Origin of the sequence: Thalassospira australica (assembly GCF_000763295.1) — a bacterium.
GTDB lineage: Bacteria > Pseudomonadota > Alphaproteobacteria > Rhodospirillales > Thalassospiraceae > Thalassospira > Thalassospira australica.
In genome coordinates this window covers 222,202-245,876 of record NZ_JRJE01000009.1, presented here as the reverse complement: position 1 = coordinate 245,876, position 23,675 = coordinate 222,202, and the positions used below count along the sequence as shown (strand labels likewise).

Genomic DNA, 23,675 nt, shown 5'->3' with positions numbered 1-23,675 from the left:
TCATTGTGAACTGACAAGTGCGGTTTAATGCCGTAATAAGGGCGCATTGGATCGATTCAATAAAGGTGGAAAACCACCAATGATAACAGGAGGAAGACATGGCTGAAGTCGAAACGCAGTGGATGGCAAACCCCAACCGCTATGACGACGAAACCTATAATCGCTGTGGTAAAAGCGGTTTGATCCTGCCTAAAATCACCCTTGGCCTCTGGCAGAACTTTGGCGGCGTCGACGTTTATGAAACGCAACGTGCCATGATCCGCCGGGCATTTGACCGGGGTGTGTTTCACTTTGACCTTGCCAATAACTATGGCCCGCCTCCGGGATCGGCTGAAGAAAACTTTGGCAAGGTGTTGGCGCAGGACCTGAAACGTCATCGGGATGAGCTGGTGATCTCGACCAAGGCGGGCTATCGCATGTGGCCCGGACCGTTTGGCGAGTGGGGATCACGCAAATACCTGATTTCCAGCCTGGATCAAAGCTTGCAGCGGATGGGACTGGATTACGTTGATATCTTCTATTCCCATCGGGTGGACCCGAACACCCCGCTTGCGGAAACCATGGGGGCACTCGATCAGATCGTCCGATCGGGCAAGGCGCTTTATGTCGGGATTTCGTCCTATTCCCCGGAAATGACCCGCCAGGCACACGCGATCCTCAAGGATTTGGGTACCCCATGCGTGATCCATCAACCGTCCTACTCGATGGTCAATCGCTGGGTTGAGGAAGGTTTGCTTGATACCCTGTCAGAACTTGGCATGGGCTGTATTGCCTTCTCGCCGTTGGCGCAGGGGCTTTTGACCAACAAGTATCTGAACGGTGTCCCGGAAGAATCCCGTGCGGCGCTGGAAGGGTCGTTCCAGCCGGGCATGCTGACAGAAGAGAACCTTAATCGTGTCCGCGCGCTTAATGAAATAGCCAAGCGCCGTGGGCAGACATTGGCGCAGATGGCGATTGCCTGGGTTCTGCGCCGACCGGAGGTCACGTCGGCACTGATTGGTGCGCGCCATGTTCAGCAGCTCGATAACAGCCTGGATGCACTTAATAATCTTGAGTTCAGTGCAGAAGAATTGGCTGAGATCGACAAATACGCTGGCGATGCAGGTGTGAACCTTTGGCAGCAATCATCGGATAGTCAGGCACCTGTCTGATCAAAGAACAGATATCTAAACGTAAACAACACCCGATCGGATCCATCCGGTCGGGTGTTGTTGTTTAAGGTTGCTATTGATTGGCCATTGGAACGGTGCCGGCAAGATCACGCAGCGTATCGACAACCGCCTTTCCCCCGGGACTGAGCGGTCGGTCATGTTGCCAAGAAAGCATCACCTTGCGTGACAGTTCCGGATTTGTGATTTTTCGTGCCCGAAGGCGCCCCGTCGAGAGTTCCTGAACAAGGGAGCTTCGGGGCAATACCGTATGACCAACATTCCGGTGTACCAGATCGACCAGGACACGAAGGGCGTCGGCTTCGACCACCGGGGTCAGGGGGCGACCGGCGCGAAAGGCAGCTTCCTGCATCATGGCGCGCAAGCCGTGTTTGTTGGTCGGCATGATCAGGGGCAGAGACAAAACATCTTCATATGCGATTTCGGTTTCCTGTTCGCCAACTTGCGAAGGATGGGAAATCAGAAACAGGTCTTCACGCCAAAGCGGTTCGGAATGAAGGCTGCGTGAAATCATGCCGTCGTGAAGAATGCCAATATCCAAGCGCCCGGAAAGTAACCCTTCCTGAACATCACCGGTCAGATCTTCAGCGACCGACACATTCAGATCGGGAAAGCGATCGCGCAGGGTTTCGATCAGCGCGCCGGTAATGACGATCCCGGCACTTGGCGGTACGCCGACATGAACGTGGCCGGTGACTTTACTGCTGCGCGCAGACAGGTCTGCCTCTAACCGGGCAAGGTCGGTCAAAATAACGCGTGCCCGTTCAGCAAGCATTTGCCCGGATGCAGTAAGCTTGACCCCGCGCCCTGTGCGTTCAAGCAATTTGGTATCAAGGGTTTCTTCCAAAAGGTTGAGTTGGCGGCTTAGGGCCGGTTGAGACAGGTTCAATCGCTCTGCCGCGCGTGACAGGCTGCCCAGTTCGGCAATATGAACAAAACTTCTGAGCTGTTTGATGTCCATGCGTGATGCCCCCTGGCGGTTCCGTTCAACGATATCTTCAAGGTATAGCCAAAGCTGATATCTGATAGCAATTAATTCGAATTGAATAATGGCATTATGCGGGTAACTATAGCGACCAGAAAAGGACCGGAAATCGCCCCATGACGACACAATCTAAAACAGAACTGGCCAAAACAGAACTGGTTGCAAAGCCAGTAAGTTCCGCGTTGACAATTGTCCTGCTAGCGACCGTTGCCCTTGCGATGAAGGGGCTTTTGGCCAAATTCGTTTATGCCACTGGCATGACAGTTGATGGGTTGTTGTTATTGCGCTTTTTGATCGCGATGCCGTTCTTTTGGCTCGGTGTGGCGTTATTTGGCAAGAACCGGCCTGGTGAACGCAAAATGAAGCCGGTGGATTTGGCATGGGGTGGTCTATATGGCGGGTTATTCTTCCTTGCTGCCCTGTTTGATTTCACCGCGGTTTCCCTGATTGATGTCACGGTTTCGCGGATTGTGCTGTTCACATTTCCGGCCATCGTCATGATTTTTGAAGCGCTGCATAAACGTCGTTTTCCGCCGTTGCGTCAAATCGCGTGTTTTGTTGTGACGTATGTCGGCTTGATGCTTGTCCTGGCACCGGACGGGTTTGGCATGGTTTCCGGTTCGCTTTGGATCGGTGCGGCCTGGGCGTTCGGGTCGGCGCTGACCTATGCGATTTATCTGTATTTTGGGCAGCGCATGATTTCGGTAATCGGGTCCATGCATTTTGCCGCCCTGATCAACACCATGGCAGGGGTGTGTATGTTGGTTTATGCGCTGATTACGCAAAACCCGCTTAACCTCAATCCCGTGGGCATTATGTGGACGGCCGGAATTTCGATTTTCTGCACCGTGATCCCGTTCTTTTTGCTTTATGAAGGCATTCGCAGAATGGGCGCAACGCAGGCGTCGCTGATTTCACTATCAGGCCCAGCGCTGACGTTCTTTGCGGCTTGGCTGTTCTTGGGCGAGGTGTTGACAATCCCGCAATTCATCGGGTTTGTCGTGGTCACAGCAGGTGTAGCGTCGCTGAAAAACAGTTTTACGTTGGCCGGGCTTGGTCGGCTGTTGGCGCGACCATTTGCATCGGGCGGTCGTTCTGGCGAATAAGATGATACCGAACCGAGGGGGTTATTCGTCGCGTTGCCAGCGTCGAATTTCAATTTCGTGTTCGGGCAGGCGTTCGCCGCGACGCCATTTAAGCGGATCAATGAATTCTCCGGCCCAGACGCCGGTGCGCGCTTGTCTGGCGCGGGCCTCCACCGTTTCATATTCTGGCATTTGATCGGGGCGGGCAACGGCCATGCCACGCAGGATCAGGCTTTGCCCGATATCAACACCATTGGCATTACGGCAGACCGCCATGTTGCGATGATAACGGTTCTTGCCACGTATTTCACAGGTGATTGGTGTTGCGACCAGAAGATTGGTGGTGATTTGCCATGCTTCGGCACCACAAGCCGTGCTTTGGCCATTGACCAGACATTTCTGGAAGCGATTCATTGCGTCAGCGCCCCAAAGGTCAATGCGTTTGAAGCCAAATTCAAGCGTATCGGCATCAATCGCACGGGCAGGGCCCGTCAGATCATTGAACGTCTCGTCCGCCTGGGCAAACGGAGACAGGATCGCCAGGAAAAAAAGTGTGCTTATTAGCTTATATCTTCTTGATACGGGACAATTCAGAAATCGGCGAATAGGCATTATGATTTGCCTCTTTCATTTTTCTGGCCAAAAATAATTCCATGCCGTCAGAAGTATAGCAGTTGTCTTTGTGGATCACGGCCAAATTCGGACAGCTTATCGATTGCATTTAAAAACGGACGCGGTGAATTCCGACATATACAAGCATCTAGATCAATGCTGAAAATGGACGTTTGGCGTATTGTGGTTCACTTAGTTCACCGGCCGCCTGGGGCCGCCGGGCGAAAACGGAAGATTTTTTACAGCATTGGAATGTGTTAACGTTCAAACGCGACGTTGGTGAAGCCTCTATCGTTTAAATGTTAATGGCCTAAGCTTTTCAAAAGTTTTCTTTGTCGCAAGATGCACCGATGAGGTTATTGATGGACGACAAGATTCCAAAAGTGCTGTTTGATGGTATTGCTAAAGCTGATTTGCAGAAGCCGGACCGTGCAGCACTTATTTTGGATTTCTCCGGTGTTCCGGCGGCAGATAACAGAACCGTTTTCTGTGCATTCGTTCGGTATTTCGAAGATCTGAATATCAAGGGCCTCAAGGTCAGGTTGCTGTCAAGCAACGCAATTTCCTTGATATTTCCTGTCACGGAACGCCGGGCAGTTGATCAGTTCGTTACGGAGCTGAATAGCCTCCTGATGTCGCATCGATTTGGTAAAATTGACAGCCGTTACTTTGATCTTGATAACAGTGCGAATGAATTTGCGCAAAGCTGCGCGCAGTATCTAATGCGTGGCAAACAGGCACTTGCCGAAGTATTTCGGGAATTTTATCAACAGCCCCCCGAAGATATCAGGCAATTGGCCGAACTGGTTGAAGTTGAGCGGATTGTCGGGCAAGCAGATATGTCGATGCATCTGCGCAGGCAGCTTATATGGTCTCTTGCCAAGAACCAGCAACCACGTGTCTTCGGCGAAGAAATCTGGGTGTCTATTGCGGCAATGGACGAGGTCACAGGCAAGAATATTATTCAGAATCCGTGGATGTTTTCACGGTTCACCGAACTGCTTGATAACCGGGTGCTTTCCCATCTTGCCGTTGATGACGCTATTTGGGAAAAACGGCTATTTGTTAATTTGAACCCGGTTGCCGTAGTAAGCAGCAACTTCGAAAAAGTGGTAAAGTCGCTTCCATATCAAAGACTTGAACAGCTTACACTTGAGATGGATTTGGTGACCTGGCAGCAAAACAGTGCGACCAGAAACAGAATTCTTGCAAGTTTGCAAAAAGAGGGTATCGCCCTGGCTCTGGATGGGATTTCAGTGTCGCAATTGCATAGTCTGTCCGAAGAAGAAATCGCTGTATGCCAATCTCTAAAGGTCCATGTTTCCCCTCTTGAGGGGGCGGACCTTTATGACGTGTTGTCAAAATGTTCACCAGAAGTAAGGGCGAAGATTATTTGCTCGCGCTGCGAAACCGTAGAGCATCTTGAAGCGGCAATAAATGCGGGTGTGCGATATTGTCAGGGATATGGATTATCGGCTTTTGTGAGCGATCCCGCCATTGTCGAACGTGTTCTTGGCCCGATAGCCACCCCGCCGGAAGATACAGAGCCAGCCGTTGAGGATAACGGCAAAGAATAATCGGTTCCTGGGGTGGTGGACAGGATGGTTGCGCAAAGCCGCCTGTAAGGAAACGGCCCTTGTTAATAGAGGTCGCTGTAGCGGATCTCGTCAAGCTGTGCGAAAACGACTTTCCACTGTTCGTCCTGTTTCAGAAGGGCAAAGGCGTAGTCGCAATCAAAAATCAGATTGTTTTCAGAATTGCCAAAGCGGAAGGACACAATCACACGTGCCCCACCAGGCAGTGCTGAGTGTTGTTCAACCAGCATGGATTTTGCCTTGGCAAGATCGGCGTTTTTCAGTTCGTCAAAGAAAGAGTGATGGTACGTGTGCAGATCCGAAGAATTGGCAATTGCATGTACGCCAGACAGGTCGTTTATCAAGCACGGGAAATGAAAGAACTCATCAAGTGCATTTTCTTCCAGCTTTAGATGGGCGTCGACATAACGGCGAAAGAAATTTCCAAGGTCTTCCATCAGCACACTTCCCTTTTGATAACGGTCTTATTCAGTAGCGATCAGATCAAGCCATCCTTGTTCGTCCAGTACTGTAACACCTAATTCTTCTGCTTTCTTTAATTTGGATCCTGCACCCGGCCCTGCAACAAGGAAATCGGTTTTTGCAGATACGGAGCCCGCAACTTTTGCTCCAAGGCTTTCGGCTTTTACCTTGGCTTCGTTGCGTGAAAACAGTTCCAGTTTGCCGGTAAATACAACCGTCTTGCCCGAAACCGGACTGTCAGTAACGTTTGGGGCTTCAACATCGGCGATGGTCAGAACGTCTTGAAGGTCATCAAGGACCTCGCGGTTGTGATCTTCCGCCATGAATTCGATAAGGTCCTTGGCAACACCAGGACCGATTTGGTCGATATTGATCAGTTCACGTAGCGCATCACTGTCTGCCTCATTCGCTGCAATCATGGCATTGCGCCACTCGGTAACTGAGCCATAATGACGCGCCAGAAGCTTTGCCGTTGCCTGCCCAATCTGGCGAATGCCCAGGGCATAGATAAATTTATCGAGTCCAATGGTCCGGCGTTCATTAATCCCGTCAAAAAGTTTGGTGGCGGATTTTTCGCCCCAGCCTTCCAATTTTCGGATCGCATCGCCATGGTCGGTTTCAAGCCGGAAAATATCACCGGGTGACTTCAGCCACCCCATTTCAAAGAATGTCTCGACATTTTTCGCGCCCAAGCCATCGATATCAAAGGCAGTGCGTGACACGAAATGCTTCAGGCGCTCAACCGCCTGCGCCGGGCAAATCAGGCCGCCGGTACAACGTGTAACGGCTTCGCCTTCTTCGCGCATGGCGTGGCTACCGCATTTTGGGCAGGTATCGGGGAACTGATAGCCTTGGGTCCCCTCGGGGCGCTCATCTTTGATGACTTCGACGACTTGCGGGATTACATCCCCGGCGCGCTGGATGACGACCATGTCACCAACACGCACATCCAGCCGTTCGATCTCGTCACGGTTATGAAGCGTCGCATTGGACACTACAACACCACCAACGGTCACCGGTTCAAGCCGTGCAACCGGGGTCAGGGCGCCGGTGCGGCCAACCTGAATATCAATGGCGTTCAGGCGTGTTCGCGCCTTTTCGGCCGGGAATTTGTGGGCAATTGCCCAGCGCGGTGATCGGCTCACAAAACCAAGACGAAGCTGAAGTTCGAAATCATTGACCTTATAGACAATGCCATCGATATCGTAATCAAGGTCCGGGCGCTGCGCGCCAAGCTGATCATAAAATGCCATGATGTCATCTGCATCATGTAGTAAACGCGTCAGCGGGTTGGTGACGAAGCCCCAACCTTCGACCTTTTGCAGAAAATCCCATTGGGTTTGCGCCAGACTTTCAGAAAGTTCGCCAAAGCTGTAGGCAAAGAAACGAAGCGGGCGTTTAGCACTGATGGTCGGATCAAGCTGGCGCAGCGACCCGGCTGCGGCGTTACGCGGGTTGGCAAAGGTTTTACCGCCAGTTTCGGCCTGTGTTTCATTTAGCTTCTGGAAGGCCGAACGCGCCATATAAACTTCGCCGCGGATTTCGACTACGTCAGGTGCATCGTCCGGCAGGGTTTTGGGAATGTCACCAATATGGGCCACATTGGCGGTGACGTCCTCGCCTTCTGACCCGTCACCACGGGTGGCAGCGGTAACAAGTTTGCGGTTTTCATAACGCAATGACAAAGACAGGCCATCGATTTTGGGTTCGCCAACCACTTCAACCGGGCTGTGGGCCGTCAGGTTCAGGAAACGGCGAATACGGGCGAGAAAATCAACAATGTCTTCGCGTGAAAACGCATTGCCCAGCGACAGCATGGGTCGTGCATGTTTGACCTTGGCAAAGCCGTCTGCAGGGGCCGCGCCGACTTCCTGTGTCGGACTGTTTTTCTTAAGGGTTGGATAATGCGTTTCAAGTTCGATCAGGCGATTGAACAGCGCGTCATATTCCGCATCGGGCACCAGTGGTTCGTCATTGACATAATAGGCTTCGTTAAAACTGCGAATACGGTCTGAAATTTCCGCATGCTGTTTGCGTGCCTCGGTGCTGGTTTCGGGCATTTCCGGAAGACCGGACGGGGTTGACGCGAGTTCGGCGGTCATTTTGTTTTTGGTTCCGTATTCAAGGTTGGACCGACATTTTGGTATCGGGATCAGTTGGGTTATTCCAATAGGCTATCAGCCGCCGCACGGGCTTCGGCCGTGATGGAATGACCAGCCAGCATGCGCGCGATTTCTTCGCGCCGCGCGCCATCAACCAGCGCATCCACACGGGTCACCATGGAGCCTTCTGCCTCGCGCTTGGCGATATGGAAATGCGTGCGACCACGCGCGGCAACCTGTGGGCTATGCGTGATGACAAGGATTTGGCGTTCCTGTGCCAGAAGATGTAGGCGCTGACCAATGGCAGCGGCAGTTGCCCCGCCAACGCCACTGTCGACTTCGTCGAAGACCAGGCTGGGCACGGCAGATACGCGGGCCAGAACGACCTTAAGCGCCAAAAGGAACCGTGACAATTCACCACCCGATGCAATTTTGTTAAGCGCACCCGGCGGGCTGCCGGGGTTGGTTGCGACGGTGAATTGCACTCGGTCGATGCCCTCAATTCCCCAATCGGTTTCTTCCAGTTCGGCAATATCGGTAACGAACCGGGCCTTTTCCATGCGAAGCGGTGGCAATTCGGCATTGATCGCACCGTCAAGTTTGGCCGCCGCTTCCTTACGCGCAGCATGAAGCTTTTGACCAGCTTCGATATAGGCATTGCGATGTTCGGAAACCGCAGCCGTCAGGCGCGACAGTTCTTTTTCACCAAATTCAAGCTGATCAATCTGGGATCGAAAATCCCTCATCAGGGCATTAAGTCCATCAACCGGGACATTGTATTTACGTGCCGCTGCCCGAAGGGCAAACAGGCGTTCCTCGACATTTTCCTGATGCCCGGTATCGACGTTTAAATCAGCCAATGTCGCCGAGATGGTGCGATTGGCCTCTTCAAGTTCAATTGCCGCACGGTCAAGCGCTTCAATAATCGGTTCAAACCGGCCATCAGCCTTTTCAAGTTCACGTTCAAGGCAACGCTGTGCACTGCGCAGTGCACTTTCAGCCCCTTTGCCACGTGAAAGTTCGGAACCGGCATCGTTTAAGGCGGCAACGAGTTTCTCGCCATGCATCAGGAACTGGCGTTCTTCGGACAGGCGTTCTTCTTCGCCTTCTTCGGGGCCAAGTTTCTCAAGCTCGTCAACCGCATGGCGCAACCATTCTTCTTCTTCGCGGGCCTTGTCGATCCGGGTCCGGGCGGCAGTCAGTTCTTTCTGGGTTTCGCGCCAAGCCCGCCAGTGATCACGAACAGTCATCGCCATTGAACTAAGATTGCCATGCGCATCCAGTGTTGTGCGATGTGTGGTGGGGTCAAGCAGACCGTGCTGATCAAACTGGCCTTGAATTTCGACGCAGTAATTACCGACATCGCGCAGCAGACCAACCGAAACAGATTGGTCATTCACATAGGCGCGAGACCGGCCATCTGCGGTAACAACACGGCGGACAACCAATTCTTCGCCATCAAGGTCAATGTCCTGTTCGGACAACAGGCCAAACACCGGGTGGCCTTGCGGAAGGGAAAACGTTGCCGTGACGCTGCACTTGTCGCAGTCATGGCGGACGAGCCCGCTATCGGCGCGCGCACCAAGTGCGAGCCCGAGCGAATCAAGCAGGATCGATTTACCAGCACCGGTTTCACCTGTGAGCACACTAAGCCCGTCGTGAAATTCCAGATCCAGTTTGTCGATAAGGACTACATTGCGAATGCTGAGGCGTCGAAGCATTGCTGGGTTCTGATGTTGTTAACGGAGCAGCAGACAGGTTCAGCCAAACTTGTTGTGATTTGCAGAGTGCCCAATCATGCCCCTGCTTGCAAGCTTTGCGAAGGCCAAATGACAATCATAGGGCGTCAAAGGCGGTATGTTGTCAAAGCCCTGCAACACAAAGTTAAATCACAGGTTGTTCCTGTTGTGTTCTATATCGGGAAAGCGCAGATTGTCAAGGAAACCTGGGGGCGATCCCTGATTAACCGATTAAGGATCAGAACAGATCGGAGATCGAGCTGGTTGTTTCGTCCCACCAGCTTTTTTCTTCGCGTTCCGGGGCGTCTTCGCCAACAAGAAGGCTATAGGATTCGCTATAATATTCGCTGCCTGGGAAGTTATGGCCCAGAACGGATGCTGTCCGCTTGGCTTCACCTTCAAGACCAAGTGCAAGGTAACATTCGGTCAGGCGGGCAAGTGCTTCGGGAACATGGGTCGTGGTCTGATAGTTTTCAATTACCGATTTGAACCGGTTGATTGCTGCCAGAAATTCATTTCGTTCCTGATAGTAGCGGCCAACATTCATTTCCTTGCCCGCAAGGTGATCGACCGTCAGGTCCTTTTTAAGCTTTGCGTCACGGGCATATTTGCTGTCGGGGAAACGGCGAATGACATCATCAAGCGAGTCCATCGCATGCTGGGTCATCTGCTGATCGCGGCCCACATCGGAAATCTGTTCGTAGTAGGACAGCGCCTTCAGGTAATAGGCGTATGGCACATCCGGGTTTGCCGGGTGCAACGAAATAAAACGATCCAGTGCATTGATCGCATCATCGTATTCATTGTCCTGATAATACGAATAAGCCGACATCAGGGTCGCTTTGGTCGCCCATACAGAATAAGGGTGCTGGCGTTCGACTTCGTCAAATGCCTGGGCGGCCTTTTGATATTCTTTGGCATCCAACAGGTCCTGCGCATTGTTGTACAGTTCGGAGACCGGACGTTCGACATATTCCGGTGCCTCATTGCTTGAGCAGGCGGCAAGCAAAAGGGCCATGCCGCAAGTTGCAATGATCTGTTTGGCGCGAACGGTACTTAGCACTGTGACCTATCCTTGAAATTTGTGGCGTACTTACCGGAAAATCCGCCGGACTATATCATGTGAAGGGCGTCCTTGGGCAAGTAGTTGTGTCGTCCAATTGTGACTTTTATCGCCAAGTCAGGAGTTGCCGCTTTGATGCGGGTGGAGAAAGCTGGCCATAACGACAAAAACGGCGACCACAGGGGGCGCCGTTTTTGATATCTCTGACCTGTGTCACGTTCGCTTACGCCGTGGCAAGAACCGGCTCGGCAACGCCGCGAAGCGATGCCTTGGACAGCGGAACAACCTGATAGGCGGTTTCGTCAGCCAACAGCGCCCGAAGCAGCAGGTTGTTGACGTGATGACCCGATTTATAGGCGGTGACTTTGCCCTGCAGTTGCAGGCCGGCGGTATAAAGATCGCCCAGCGCATCGAGGATTTTGTGGCGGACAAATTCGTCGTCGTAGCGCAAGCCTTCTTCGTTCATGACTTCATCGCCAGACAACACCACAGCGTTTTCCAACGAGCCGCCCCGCGCCAGACCAGCTGAACGCATGGCTTCAACTTCATGGAGGAAGCCAAAGGTCCGCGCACGTGCGATATTGGCAACGAACACGCCATCATCGAACTTGACGCTCATGCGTTGATTAGCGATGGCCTTGCTTGCAAAGTCGATTTCGAAATCAATCTCAAAGCCGTTGGCCGGTTCAATGCGTGCGGTGCAGCCGTTAAATTCGACTTCAACCGGCTTCAGGACTTCGATGACCTGACGCGGCGCGTCAAGTTCTTCGATCCCGACGCAATCGATCAGGAAATTAAACGGTGCAGAACTGCCATCCATGACCGGAACTTCATCGGCATCAATATCGATCAAAACGTTATCAATGCGCGAACCGGCAAGGGCGGCCATCAGATGTTCGATGGTGCCAATCTTGATGCCCCTGGAAGCATCACCCAGGCAGGTGCAAAGTCGGGTATCAATCACACCATCGTAACGTGCCGGGAACAACGGCTGGTCATCCAGGTCCGTGCGGCGAAATACGATGCCATGATTTGCCGGGGCAGGGTGCAATGTGATTCGGATTTTCTGACCGGAATGCAATCCAACACCCGCACAGCCGATGGACGCTTTCAATGTGCGCTGGGACACATAATCGTCGCCCGAAATGTTCGACCGCCCAATGGCAGCACTAAGATCGGCAATGTTGTTCACAGGAACCCCCAAATCAGGTCATTCAGTTTGTCATCTATCAAGGTCAAAGCATGTTTAAAGCCAATGGCTCCTGCTTTGTTAGTTTCAGACATTACCGATGAAAGAACAATCACTCAAATCACTCTTTGTTACGCTTTGTAAACTGTGTAATATATTGATATTAAATGATAAATGCGTGTTCTGCGTGGCCGACTGTTACGTTTGCAATCGCCTGGTACGGTGCGCGATATCACAAACGGGAATTGAATGCGTCAAATGTTCTGGTGTCGATAAAAAAGGGGAAGGCCATCAGCCTTCCCCTTTTTTGCGCGGAGATCGTCGTCAGTTTGCCTGACGACGAAGGAAGGCCGGAATTTCAAGAAGGTCGTCAGACGCATTCTGCGTCTTGCCCCGGGAAGTGGGCTCCTTCTTCATGACAGTTTCGCTGTCTTCGCCAAGGGGCATTTCAGTCTGGCGCGGGGCAGGTGCCTGCGGTTGCGAGACTCTTGGCTCCGCATGCTGATGTGGTTCCTTGGCGGTTTTATTTTTGCCAAACAGGCTGCTCAGCACCGAACGCGGAGAGGTTGCATTCTGTGCGTCTGCGGCTTCGAACACGTCCGGGTTGCTTGGCTGCGGGCGTTCGGCCTCGCTCGGTGTAACGGCGCGCGGCGGAATGAACGCCATGTCACCGTTGCTGTTGGTTTTTTCCATCGGTTTGTCAGCGCGCAGCACCGGCTTCGGTTTCAGAACCGTCTGGCCCATTTCAATTGAACCGGTTTCTTGTGCTTCTGCCTGTTGGCTGAGTTCCGGCTGCTGTGCGCTGCCGGTCGCGGCAAAACGTTCCGCCGGGATGTGATCAACCGATCCGCCACCGGCATAGTCGCCAGCACCGGTGTGTTCAGCTGCGGCAGCAGCATTACCAACACCATGCTGCCCAAAGGACGGGGCGGCTGCCGGTTTTTCTGACTGCTGGGAGGCAACAGGTTGTGCAACAGATACGGTGGTCGGCTGCGGACGACGGACTTCTTCGGCGTCGATGCCGGTTGCCACGACGGAAACACGCAGTGCGCCTTCGATGGTCGGGTCGAATGTTGAGCCGAAGATGATATTGGCCTCTGAAGCAACTTCTTCGCGAATACGGTTCGCAGCTTCGTCGACTTCATAAAGGGCCATGTCCATGCCGCCGGTGATGTTGATAAGGACAGCACGTGCGCCCTTCATCGATGCATCTTCAAGCAGCGGATTTGCGATGGCTGCTTCGGCAGCTTCAAGCGCGCGTTTCTCGCCGGATGCCTCGCCGGTGCCCATCATGGCTTTACCCATCTCGCTCATAACAGTGCGGATATCGGCAAAGTCAAGGTTCACAAGACCCGGAACCATCATAAGGTCAGTAATCGAACGCACACCATTGCGCAGGACATCGTCTGCCATCTGGAAGGCATCTGCGAAGGTTGTTTTCTCATTCGCAACCCGGAACAGGTTCTGGTTTGGAATGATGATCAGGGTGTCAACATACTGCTGAAGCTGTTCGATACCCTGTTCGGCAGTGCGCATACGGCGCGTGCCTTCGAAATGGAACGGTTTGGTAACGACACCAACGGTCAGGATGCCGGCCTCTTTGGCCGCGCGTGCAATGACCGGGGCTGCACCGGTACCCGTACCACCGCCCATACCGGCGGTGATGAATACCATGTGGCTGCCTTCAAGCTGTGCCTGAATGTCTTCAATGGATTCTTCTGCGGCGGCACTGCCTGCATCAGGACGTGCGCCCGCGCCCAACCCTTGGGTGATCTTGCGGCCAAGCTGCATCTTGCGCGTGGCTTTGGTCTGGGTCAGGGCTTGTGAGTCGGTGTTGGCAACAACAAAGTCGCATCCTTCGAGTTCGGACGCGATCATGTTGTTAACGGCGTTGCCGCCAGCACCACCGACACCGATAACGGTGATCTTTGGTTTAAGGTTTTCTTCCGTTTCAGGAACGGAAAAATTGATTGTACTCATTGTTTGCTCTTCCTCTCCGCGCTTTAGAGCTGAGGGTCACACAAGCCTTCCCTTTGCTTGTGCGTGCCTGAAATGCTTCGGGCACAAAGACCTCCAAGTTCGTTTTAGCTGGCAAAGAGTTATTGCCTTCTTAATACGGGCAAAAGTTTTCAGGAAAATGCACAAAAAAGTACAGATACTTCTGGCGCTAGAAATTTTCCTTGAGCCAGGCGCCCAAACGCCCCCAGCGTCCGCCTGATTTGCGGATTTGTGCCATTGCTTCGCTGAGCGGGTCGTTTTGTTGTTCAACAGCGCGCAGCAACAGGCCCGAACAGGCCGAGAAGGCCGGGCCCGCCGTGGCTTCGGCAAGACCGGATACGCCGTGCGGCAGGGCCACAGTAGCCGGGCGTTCAAACATCTGGCTTGCCAGATCGGCGATGGCGTTAAGCTGACTTGCGCCACCGGTCAGAACAATGCTGCGCCCGCCAGTTTGTGACAGGCCATGTTCTTCAAGTTGATCGCGGATCAATTCAAAGGTTTCTTCAAGCCTGGGCTTGATGATGTTGATCAACATTGAGCGTGGCACATGATTGAAATTGTTTTCGTCTTCATCGCCGATGGTGGGAACCGCAAGGATTTCCTGATCATCCGAAGGTGACGTCAAGGCGCTGCCATGCAACGTTTTCATGCGTTCAGCATGGTTAAGAGACGTATTAAGCCCATAGGCAATATCACGGGTAACATGTGCCCCGCCAACCGGGATCGAGGTGGTGTAAACAACCTGACCGGCGTTGAAAACCGCAACACTCGTGGTGCCTGCGCCCATATCAATCACGGTCGCCCCAAGATCGCGCTGATCGGGCGTTAGGGCCGAAAGACCAGATGCCAACGGTGTGACAACGGTTTCCTCAATCGCAAGATGGCAGCGCGCAAGAAGGGTATCAAGGTTGCGCAGTGGCGCTGTTTGGGTGCGCACAAAATGCAAATCAAGGCCAAGGGTGGAGCCATACATGCCACGCGGGTCATTCATGGTGTTTGCGCCATCAAGACGAAAACCAAGCGGTACTGTATGGATCAGCTCGTCACCTGCCTGACGCAGCAATGCTTCTTTCTGATCGTTAAGTTTGCGGATTTCCAGATTGCCAATCGGGCGAGAGCCAAGTGGAAGCTCGACCGTGTGGGTTTCAGATTCGGGGCGCCCACCGGAAAGATTGACGATGACCGAATCGATTGTTTGTCCGGCCATTTTTTCAGCTGCATTCACCGCCGCCAACACAACTTCCTGTGCGGCATCAAGGTTCGAGATCGAACCGCTTTGCAGTCCCTTGGACATATTGTGGCCAATGCCGATGATTCTCGGCGGTTGGTCTTTTTCACGTCGCGCAATAAAACAACAGACCTTGGACGTTCCGATGTCCAAAGCCGCAATCAATCCTGATCTGGTTTTGCCGCGTGCCACTTGAATGCTCTGAATTTTTTATGGGTTATCTGGTGGTGTTTCTAAGACCTACCTTATTACGCCCGTTTTCCACCAAAAGCGGTTGCAAATTGGTTAAGGCAGACCATCAGGTTACGCATCTTTCACCTGTTTGTATGAAAGATCGCCTGACAAAGCGCGATTTCGCCAAAAATATTGAAATTTTGTTTGCGCTGACGAGGTGGTCAGATCAAGGCAATATGTTTTAAACCGCGCCTTCCTTCTTTGGCGGGTTTCGGCGCAGCTCTGCTGCGCCCGGGGTTAGGCGTACAAAGGTCCGGTCGGGCAGTCGCAAATCAACAATCAGGACATCGCGTTCAAGAATGTCATGTTCACGATTTAGCATCGCCAAGCGTTGCCATGCCTTGTCCATATCCTGTTCTGGCAGACGAACAAACATGCCGTTTGCAAGCTGAATGTTCCAGCGACGCTGACCGATGCGTTGGGCGCCGGTCACCTGGGCATAGAGATCGGGAATGGTTTGCAGAATGCCAAGCATCTCGGCCGCACTTTTGGGAGCATCGGCCCCGACCAGCACCGGCAGATCAAGATAATCGCCCAGTTCATAGTTTTGCAGCTGTTCACCATCACCATCAATCAGCACATGGTTGCGGTCTGTTGTCTGCCAGATGGCAAGTGGTTTACGTTCAACAATTGACACTATCAGGGTGTCAGGCAATTGGCGTTCAACTGTGGCATTGCGAACCCAGGACAGTTCTTCGATCCGTTCACGTGCTGCATCGACATCAAAGGTAATGATTGGTGTGCCGGGTTTTTGCCCGATCGCAGCCAAAAGGGCGTTTGTGTCGGTTTTTTCGCGACCGGAAACCTCGATGTTATTGACCGTCATGCCAAGTCGGGCAGACAGGTAAATGCTTTCCTTTTCGGCCAGGGCCAGCCATTTGTCGGCTTTTCCGGTATACCAAAGGGCAGCCGGGATGATGGTGATTGCGCCGAAGAAACCTGTCCACCACATGACGCGGGCAATTTTTTTGACGTTCGAGCCAACGCCATGTTTTTTACTGAGCTTTTCGCGCCGTTCGCGGGCCTGTTCTTCTAGCGTTCGCATGAAGCGTCCTCCACCATCCATGCAACGATATCGCCAAAGCTCATGCCTTCGTGAAGGGCAGCGTCCGGAACCAGTGACGTTGGTGTCATGCCCGGTTGGGTGTTGATTTCAAGGATCGCCAGCCGATCCTGTTCCGGATCATAGCGGAAATCAGCACGTGCGACCCCACGGCACCCCAGCGCCTTATAGGCCTCTTCGGCATGGCGTTGCAGGCGATCGCGCAGATCGCTGTGAATATCAGCCGGGATAACGTGTTCCGACCCACCTTGAACGTATTTCGATTCAAAATCATAAAAGGCATGATTGCCGGTCAGGATTTCGATGACTTCCATTGCTTGGCCGTCTTTGACAGCAACGGTCATTTCACGTCCGGCGACGAATTCTTCCTGCATGACGCCGTCGCCATGAACCCAATCGCGCGACAGCATATTTTGTTCTTCCTCAGCCGTCAGGACGATTTCCACCCCGACAGACGACCCTTCGTTATTGGGTTTCAGAACATAGGGCGGCGGCAGTGCCTTGCCAGTGGCGATTTCGTCTCGGGTGACCCAGACATGGCGGGCACAGGGAATGTCATATTCGGCAAACATCGCCTTGGCAGACATCTTGTCCATGGCAATGGCAGATGCCCGGACACCCGAATGGGTGTAGGGGATGTTCATGATTTCAAGCAGGCCCTGAACCGCACCGTCCTCGCCCCAGCGACCATGCAGGGCATTGAAAATCACATCGGGTTTTGGAACCATGGTGCTTAGTTGGTTGGCGATGTCGCGGGTGGCATCAACTTCGGTAACCTGATAACCCTTTTCACGCAATGCCTTGGCGCATTCGCGCCCTGATGAAAGGGATACTTCCCGTTCTGCAGACCAACCGCCCAGAATAACCGCGACATGTTTGCTCATGCGTCTTTTCCTATGATCGAGTGGCCAAGGCGTTCGCCAATCCGCCGGATTTCCCAGCGCAGCTCAACGCCGCTGTGTTCCTTAACCCGCTTGCGGACTTCGTCGCCCAATTGTTCAAGATCAAGCGCAGTGGCGTCGCCTGTATTGATCATGAAGTTGCAGTGTTGTTCTGACATTTGCGCGCCGCCAATCGTCAACCCACGACATCCGGCCGCATCAATGACTTCCCATGCCCGATCCGGAACAGGGTTGGCAAATGTTGATCCGCCTGTACGTGATTTGATCGGTTGGGAACCGGCACGCGCATCCTGTATTTCCGCCATGCGTTCTGCAATATCTGCAGGATCACCTGATGACGCCCGCAAAACAGCCGACGTGAAAATCCAATCTTCAGGCAGGCCACAATGGCGATATGTCATGTCCATTTCGTCAGGTGTGACGGTATGAACTTTGCCCTTAACATCCACAGCGGTGGCAGAAACCAGTACATCCTTGATTTCGGTGCCATAGGCCCCGGCATTCATGCGAAGGGCTCCGCCAATCGTGCCGGGAATGCCCGACAGGAATTCAAGTCCGGCAATACCGTTCATCTGTGCGGTTTGCGCAACACTCAGGTCCAGTGCGCCTGCGCCTGCATGAACGGCACCGTCCTTGACTTCAACCTCCGTAAAAGGCCGGCCAAGGCGGATGACAACACCACGAATACCGCCATCGCGCACCAAAAGGTTTGACCCGACGCCAATGACGGTAACCGGCATATCAGCAGGTTTGCCTTTCAGGAACTCAATCAGATCGTCTTCATCAGCCGGGCGGAACATCACATCCGCCGGACCACCAACCTGAAACCAGGTGACTTTGGAAAGCTGCGCACCTTCGCGCAACTTTCCACGCACTTTGGGCAGTTTGTCAATCAGCGGGGTATGATGTCCGGGCGTGCTCATGACGACCTCAGTTCTTCAGGGCTTCGAGTTGGGCGGGCAGGGCATTGGCCCATGCGCTGATGGAGCCGGCACCAAGGCAAACCACAAGGTCGCCTTCTTCGGCTTCGTTCTTGACGATTTCAGCCAATTTGTCGGGGCTTTCAAGGGCGCTGACATGACGGTGTCCGCGATTACGCAGGCCTTCGACAAGGGCGTCACGCGATGCCCCGTCGATCGGGCTTTCTCCGGCTTCGAAAACATCGGCAACAATCACGCTGTCCGCGTCGTTAAAACAGGTGCAGAAATCTTCAAACAGGTCATGCAGGCGCGAATAACGATGCGGCTGTACAACGGCAATCACGTTGTTCCGTGTGGCCTGGCGGGCGGCTTTCAGTACCGCCTTGATTTCGACCGGGTGGTGGCCGTAATCGTCGATGATGGTCACCCCGTCAACTTCGCCGGTTTTGGTGAAACGGCGTTTAACGCCGGTAAAGCCATCAAAGGCGGAGACGATTTTCTCATCTGCGATACCAAGTTCCAATGCGACCGTGATTGCAGCAAGCGAGTTGGACACATTGTGATCGCCAACCATTGGCAATCGAACATCCTTGATCACGCGTTCTTCGCTGTCAACACGTTCGCGGATCACGACATCAAAGACGCTGTCGCTAATGTTGGTGCGCACATTGACTGCGCGGACGTCTGCCTGCGGCGAAAAACCAAAGGTAAAAATACGGCGATCCGTCACTCTGCCAATCAGGGCCTGAACTTCCGGATGATCAATGCACAACACGGCAAAGCCATAAAACGGAATGTTCTGAACAAAGTTTTTGAAGGCCTCGCGCAGCTGGTCGAAGTCTTTCCAGTGATCAAGGTGTTCGGGGTCAATGTTGGTCACGACCGAGATGGTAGAAGGTACTTTAACAAATGTACCATCAGACTCATCTGCTTCTACCACCATCCAGTCCCCGTCGCCCAAACGCGCATTGGTACCGTAAGAATTGATGATCCCGCCATTGATGACGGTCGGATCAAGGCCCGCAGCATCCAGCATGGTGGCGACAAGTGATGTGGTCGTGGTTTTGCCGTGCGTGCCGCCAACTGCAATTGCCGCCTTAAGGCGCATCAGTTCGGCCAACATTTCCGCGCGGCGTACGACCGGGATCATGGCCGCGCGTGCGGCAACCACTTCGGGGTTGTCTGGCTTCACGGCGGTTGAAATCACAACCACCTTGGCGTCCTCGACATTGGTGCCTTCATGACCGACGAAGACCTTGATGCCAAGGGTGCGCAAACGTTGCACATTGGCATTATCGGAAATGTCAGATCCCTGAACCGAATACCCAAGGTTATTAAGGATTTCGGCAATACCGGACATGCCGATGCCACCAATACCGACAAAGTGGATGGTGCCGATGTTGAGCGGCAGGGTGTTCATTGCATGTCTCCTCGGTCTTTGCTCATGTTCTTGTTATCAGGGCTTCCGGCCGGGTTCAGGCCCAGCATATCAAGCACCATATCGGCCAACCGTTCTGCGGCGTTGGCGCGTCCGCTGCTTTTGGCGGCCTTTGCCGCACGCGTCAAGGCCGCCGGATTGGTCAAAAGTTTTGCCAGTCGATCTGTCACGGCCTCGCTTGAGAAACGGTCTTGGGGTATCAGCCAAGCGCCACCACCGTCTTCGATCTGCTGGGCATTAAAACGTTGATGATCGTCAATGGCATGGGGCAGTGGAACCAAAAGGCCCGGGCGCCCGGCAGCGGTCAATTCTGCCACGGTCGATGCGCCAGAACGGGCAATGACCAAGTGGCAATCGCGCAGACGTTCGGGGATGTCGTTGATAAAGGACGCCAGTGTCACATCGATAGATGATCCGTCATAGGTCTTGCGCACAGCATCAATATCTTCTTCACGGGCCTGTTGGGTAACAACAAGGCGCGTGCGAATGTTTTCTGGCAGATTGACCAAAGCGGTGGGCAGGATTTCAGACAAAACCCGCGCGCCTTGTGACCCACCGGTGATCAAAAGACGAATGAGGCCGTCATTGGTTGGCGTGTCATATTCGCAAGCTGCAAGTGCAGCAATTTCGGCACGCACCGGGTTGCCTGTCCAGATTACTTTATCTTCGTCACCAGACGGGATCATTTTAACTGTGGCAAAGGATGTGGCGATCCGCTGTGCATGGTTTGCGACCAGGCGATTGGCGCGTCCAAGAACCGCATTCTGTTCATGAATGGCAAACGGGATGCCCAGCCATTTGGCCGACATGGTTGCGGGGATTGAGGCGTATCCGCCAAATCCAATGACCGCAGAAGGTTTGGCCTTTTTAATTCGGGCGCGTGCCTTCAATGTGCCAAGACCAAGACGGGCTGCACCAACCAGACGCCCCTTGATGCCTTTGCCGGCAATGCCGCCTGCTGGCAGGACAATGGTTTCAACACCTTCGACGCCTTCGGTATAGCGCGCAGCACGGGCATCTGTGAAAAACAGAACTTTTGCCCCCCGACGCACAAGCGATTTGGATAGGGCCACAGCAGGGAACATATGCCCGCCGGTGCCGCCCGACGTAACAGCAATCACCTGACCCGCAAGCGGTATATCGGCGGTGGATGTATCTGGATGTGCGAAGTCAGTCATCTTGTCCACATGTGAAACGACGGCGGTGCGGGGACAGACCCCGACGGTTACCCCCATCAGAACCCGACAAAAGTTAATATCCCTTCAAACCGGGGACTGAATAAGGCCTGAATTTGTCGTTTTGATGTAGAAAGTTTCAATGACTGGTGACGGGCTATTCGTTCGGGCGTTTGCGCGTAAGGGCAAGAACAAAGCCCATCCCAATCGCAATGCCGATGGTTGCCGACCCACCGTAGGATACAAACGGCAGTGTCATGCCCTTTGGCGGAACCAGTTGCAGGGTAGATGCCATATTGATCACGGCTTGCAATCCGAACTGAACCAGAATGCCGGAAACTGCCAGCACAACGAAGAGATTGCGTTCCCCCATCAGGCGCGATAGCCCACGCATGATAATGAAGGTAAAGACGCCAACAACCAGCACACAGAATAAAAGCCCGAACTCTTCACCGGCCACGGCAAAGATGAAATCGGAATGGGCATCGGGGATGGAATTTTTGACCCATCCTTCACCAGGACCACGGCCCATGATACCGCCGCTCATGAAGGCTTCCATTGATCTTTCAATCTGATAGTTGTCCCCCGATGCCGGATCAAGGAAGCGGTCCACGCGAGACTGAACATGGGGCAGGATCAAATAGGCGCTGACGGCCAGGCCAACTGCACCAAGGCCAAGGCAAAACACCAAAATGATCGGCAGTCCGGCAAGAAAAATCTGAACCGACCAGATCGAGGCGATCACAACAGTCTGACCAAAGTCCGGCTGGATCATCAGCAAGAAGATGCAAAGGGCCAGAATAAGGCTTGAGACAATGTAGCCGGGAAAGTTCGGATTCAAGCGACCTTCGGCAAACATCCAGGCAATGACAACCGCAAAGGCGGGTTTGAGAAATTCCGACGGCTGCAGGTTGATCCCGGCAATGTAAATCCAGCGTACTGCACCCTTAATTTCCGAACCGACAAAGGGCGTAATGATCAGCAAAAATATCACGCCCAGAAACATGAAGGATGCCAATCGCCTGACCCATTTCAGTGGCAGCAGTGAAATGGTGAACATGCAGATGGTCGCCATGCCAAGGAAGACAAATTGGCGGGTGACGAAGTGGAAGCTATCAACATTGATGCGTTCTGCGACCGGTGGGCTTGCCGACATGACAAGAAGCGCACCGATACCCATCAAAAGAATGATGGCAGCCAAAAGCCAGCGATCTACCGTCCACCACCAGATGCCGAGCACCGATGTATCGGCGCGCGAAAAGGCAATGTTTGTGTTCTGACCAAACAGGGACTTCATGTGCTTGCCTTTCCGGCACTTGCGCCATTGGCATCGGCCAGCTGGGCGTAAAGATCGCGAAAGGCGTTGCCGCGTGCTTCGAAGCTTTTGAATTGATCGAACGATGCGCAGGCCGGCGTCAGCATGACGACCGGGTTCTGATCGCCATTGGCATTGGCATCTTCAAAGGCGGTCTTGGTTGCGACATCAAGGGTTTCACATTTTTCCCATGGTAAATCACCGCCAAGGGCAATCGCAAACTCATTGGTCGCGGCACCAATCAGATAGGCTTTTTTGATATTGGGATAGAATTCTTCCAATCCTGCAATCCCGCCTTCCTTGGGTTTGCCGCCAACAATCCAATAAATGTTCCGATAGGCTGAAAGCGCCTTTGCAGATGCCTCGGCGTTGGTGGCCTTGCTATCATTGACAAAGACAACGCCGTTAATGTCACCAAGACGTTCCTGACGATGGGCAAGGCCCGGAAAGGACATCACACCATCAATGATCCTTGTGGCATCAACCCCGCGTGCACGACATAGCCCATAAGCAAAGGCAACATTTTGCCAGTTGTGGCGACCGGGCATATGGGTAATCGTATTCAGATCAAGAATGCGGGTGTTGGCCCCTGTCGTGTCATCAATCAGCCAGCCTTCATGATCGACATAAATACCATGATCAACCGGGGTTTTGACCGATACTTCGATGATATGGCGACCACCTTCGCGGGCCAATTCGACAGCCATTCTGGCGCACGGTTCATCATCGACGGAAATAATCGCCCATTTCGGACCTTTGGCGCGCGCAAAAATCTGGCGTTTTGCACCGATATAGCCATCCAGTCCGCCATGACGGTCCAGATGGTCAGGTGTAATGTTCAATAGCGCACAGGCATCGAACTGGGCATGTGCCATCAGCTCAAGCTGGTAGGACGAAAGTTCCAGTACCAGACAATCATCCGCCGTTGAGGGTTCTAATCCAAGGGCCGCATTGCCAAGATTGCCACCAGCCTGCGTTTTAATCCCCGCTTCTGCAATGATGTGGGCAGTCAGGGCGGTGGTCGTTGATTTGCCGTTGGTGCCTGTAATCGCCAGTGTCGGGACATCAGGCTGGGCAATACACAGCAGTTCAACGTCACAAATGATCGGTTTTCCCGCGCGGCGGGCCTTTTCGGCTGCCGGATGTGGGGTTGGGAAGGTGGATGGAATGCCCGGACTGATCACCAGCATGTCGGGTTCCGTCCAGTCACATTCGTTCAGATTGATCGGGACGAGGCCAAGCGGTTCGATCTGTTCACGTGAAGATGCATTGTCATCCCATGCCCAGACAACAGCACCGGCATTGATCAGGGCTTTCACACTGGCCAGTCCGGATTTTCCCAGACCCAGAACCGCAATGGTTTTGCCGCGCAGATGTGAAAGGTCGATCACGTTGGTGTCC

The 23,675-nt window shown here is 53.4% G+C and carries 19 protein-coding genes; 3 read left to right on the top strand and 16 right to left on the bottom strand.

The annotated features are described in order from the left end of the window. The first annotated feature begins 98 nt into the window (after positions 1-98). Positions 99-1,151: an L-glyceraldehyde 3-phosphate reductase gene (gene mgrA / locus JF44_RS0108650; RefSeq protein WP_033068550.1), complete on the top strand. Its 1,053-nt coding sequence runs from the start codon at positions 99-101 to the stop codon at positions 1,149-1,151. A 73-nt stretch (positions 1,152-1,224) separates the two neighbouring features. On the opposite strand, the gene JF44_RS0108645 is transcribed toward mgrA, so the two are convergent. After that, positions 1,225-2,130 carry a LysR family transcriptional regulator gene (locus tag JF44_RS0108645; RefSeq protein ID WP_033068549.1) on the bottom strand — a complete coding sequence of 302 codons (906 nt, stop codon included), beginning with the start codon at positions 2,128-2,130 and terminating at the stop codon, positions 1,225-1,227. 140 nt (positions 2,131-2,270) lie between these two features. Here JF44_RS0108645 and JF44_RS0108640 point away from each other — a divergent pair, with 140 nt between their 5' ends. Further along, positions 2,271-3,260: a DMT family transporter gene (locus tag JF44_RS0108640; protein WP_052065615.1), complete on the top strand. Its 990-nt coding sequence runs from the start codon at positions 2,271-2,273 to the stop codon at positions 3,258-3,260. A gap of 21 nt (positions 3,261-3,281) precedes the next feature. Here the strand turns inward: JF44_RS0108640 and JF44_RS0108635 are convergent, their stop codons facing one another. Further along, positions 3,282-3,851, bottom strand: a complete 570-nt coding sequence (locus tag JF44_RS0108635; RefSeq protein ID WP_052065614.1) for a thermonuclease family protein — start codon at positions 3,849-3,851, stop codon at positions 3,282-3,284. 362 nt (positions 3,852-4,213) lie between these two features. Here JF44_RS0108635 and JF44_RS0108630 point away from each other — a divergent pair, with 362 nt between their 5' ends. Next, entirely contained in the window at positions 4,214-5,428 is a 1,215-nt protein-coding gene (locus JF44_RS0108630) for an EAL domain-containing protein (protein ID WP_033068548.1), read from the top strand. 62 nt (positions 5,429-5,490) lie between these two features. Here JF44_RS0108630 and JF44_RS0108625 read toward each other — a convergent pair whose 3' ends face one another. The 14 genes from JF44_RS0108625 to murD form a co-directional block, all read right to left on the bottom strand. Continuing rightward, a complete protein-coding gene (locus tag JF44_RS0108625; protein ID WP_033068547.1) occupies positions 5,491-5,883 on the bottom strand; it encodes a hypothetical protein in 393 nt (130 codons plus the stop codon). A gap of 27 nt (positions 5,884-5,910) precedes the next feature. Then, entirely contained in the window at positions 5,911-8,010 is a 2,100-nt protein-coding gene (gene ligA / locus JF44_RS0108620; protein WP_033068546.1) for an NAD-dependent DNA ligase LigA, read from the bottom strand. A 59-nt stretch (positions 8,011-8,069) separates the two neighbouring features. Next, on the bottom strand, positions 8,070-9,731 hold the full coding sequence (gene recN, locus JF44_RS0108615) for a DNA repair protein RecN (RefSeq protein WP_033068545.1): 1,662 nt from the start codon (positions 9,729-9,731) through the stop codon (positions 8,070-8,072). 256 nt (positions 9,732-9,987) lie between these two features. Continuing rightward, positions 9,988-10,767, bottom strand: a complete 780-nt coding sequence (locus JF44_RS0108610) for an outer membrane protein assembly factor BamD (protein WP_052065612.1) — start codon at positions 10,765-10,767, stop codon at positions 9,988-9,990. A 268-nt stretch (positions 10,768-11,035) separates the two neighbouring features. Next, positions 11,036-12,004, bottom strand: a complete 969-nt coding sequence (gene lpxC / locus JF44_RS0108605; protein ID WP_033068544.1) for a UDP-3-O-acyl-N-acetylglucosamine deacetylase — start codon at positions 12,002-12,004, stop codon at positions 11,036-11,038. A 321-nt stretch (positions 12,005-12,325) separates the two neighbouring features. Then, on the bottom strand, positions 12,326-13,981 hold the full coding sequence (ftsZ, locus tag JF44_RS0108600; protein WP_033068543.1) for a cell division protein FtsZ: 1,656 nt from the start codon (positions 13,979-13,981) through the stop codon (positions 12,326-12,328). A 187-nt stretch (positions 13,982-14,168) separates the two neighbouring features. Continuing rightward, positions 14,169-15,419 carry a cell division protein FtsA gene (ftsA, locus tag JF44_RS0108595; RefSeq protein ID WP_033068542.1) on the bottom strand — a complete coding sequence of 417 codons (1,251 nt, stop codon included), beginning with the start codon at positions 15,417-15,419 and terminating at the stop codon, positions 14,169-14,171. Positions 15,420-15,642: 223 nt separating this feature from the next. Beyond that, positions 15,643-16,506: a cell division protein FtsQ/DivIB gene (locus JF44_RS0108585; RefSeq protein ID WP_052065610.1), complete on the bottom strand. Its 864-nt coding sequence runs from the start codon at positions 16,504-16,506 to the stop codon at positions 15,643-15,645. After that, positions 16,494-17,408 carry a D-alanine--D-alanine ligase gene (locus JF44_RS0108580; RefSeq protein ID WP_033068540.1) on the bottom strand — a complete coding sequence of 305 codons (915 nt, stop codon included), beginning with the start codon at positions 17,406-17,408 and terminating at the stop codon, positions 16,494-16,496. Before JF44_RS0108580 ends, JF44_RS0108585 begins: the two co-directional genes overlap by 13 nt. Further along, a complete protein-coding gene (murB, locus tag JF44_RS0108575; RefSeq protein ID WP_033068539.1) occupies positions 17,405-18,349 on the bottom strand; it encodes a UDP-N-acetylmuramate dehydrogenase in 945 nt (314 codons plus the stop codon). The genes JF44_RS0108580 and murB overlap by 4 nt, the downstream gene beginning before the upstream one ends. A 7-nt stretch (positions 18,350-18,356) precedes the next feature. After that, a complete protein-coding gene (gene murC, locus JF44_RS0108570; RefSeq protein ID WP_033068538.1) occupies positions 18,357-19,766 on the bottom strand; it encodes a UDP-N-acetylmuramate--L-alanine ligase in 1,410 nt (469 codons plus the stop codon). Beyond that, complete coding sequence (murG, locus tag JF44_RS0108565; protein ID WP_052065635.1) at positions 19,763-20,962, bottom strand: undecaprenyldiphospho-muramoylpentapeptide beta-N-acetylglucosaminyltransferase; 1,200 nt, start codon at positions 20,960-20,962, stop codon at positions 19,763-19,765. The genes murC and murG overlap by 4 nt, the downstream gene beginning before the upstream one ends. A 154-nt stretch (positions 20,963-21,116) precedes the next feature. After that, a complete protein-coding gene (ftsW, locus tag JF44_RS0108560; protein ID WP_033068537.1) occupies positions 21,117-22,256 on the bottom strand; it encodes a putative lipid II flippase FtsW in 1,140 nt (379 codons plus the stop codon). Then, positions 22,253-23,665: a UDP-N-acetylmuramoyl-L-alanine--D-glutamate ligase gene (gene murD / locus JF44_RS0108555; protein WP_033068536.1), complete on the bottom strand. Its 1,413-nt coding sequence runs from the start codon at positions 23,663-23,665 to the stop codon at positions 22,253-22,255. The genes ftsW and murD overlap by 4 nt, the downstream gene beginning before the upstream one ends. Positions 23,666-23,675 lie beyond the last annotated feature (10 nt).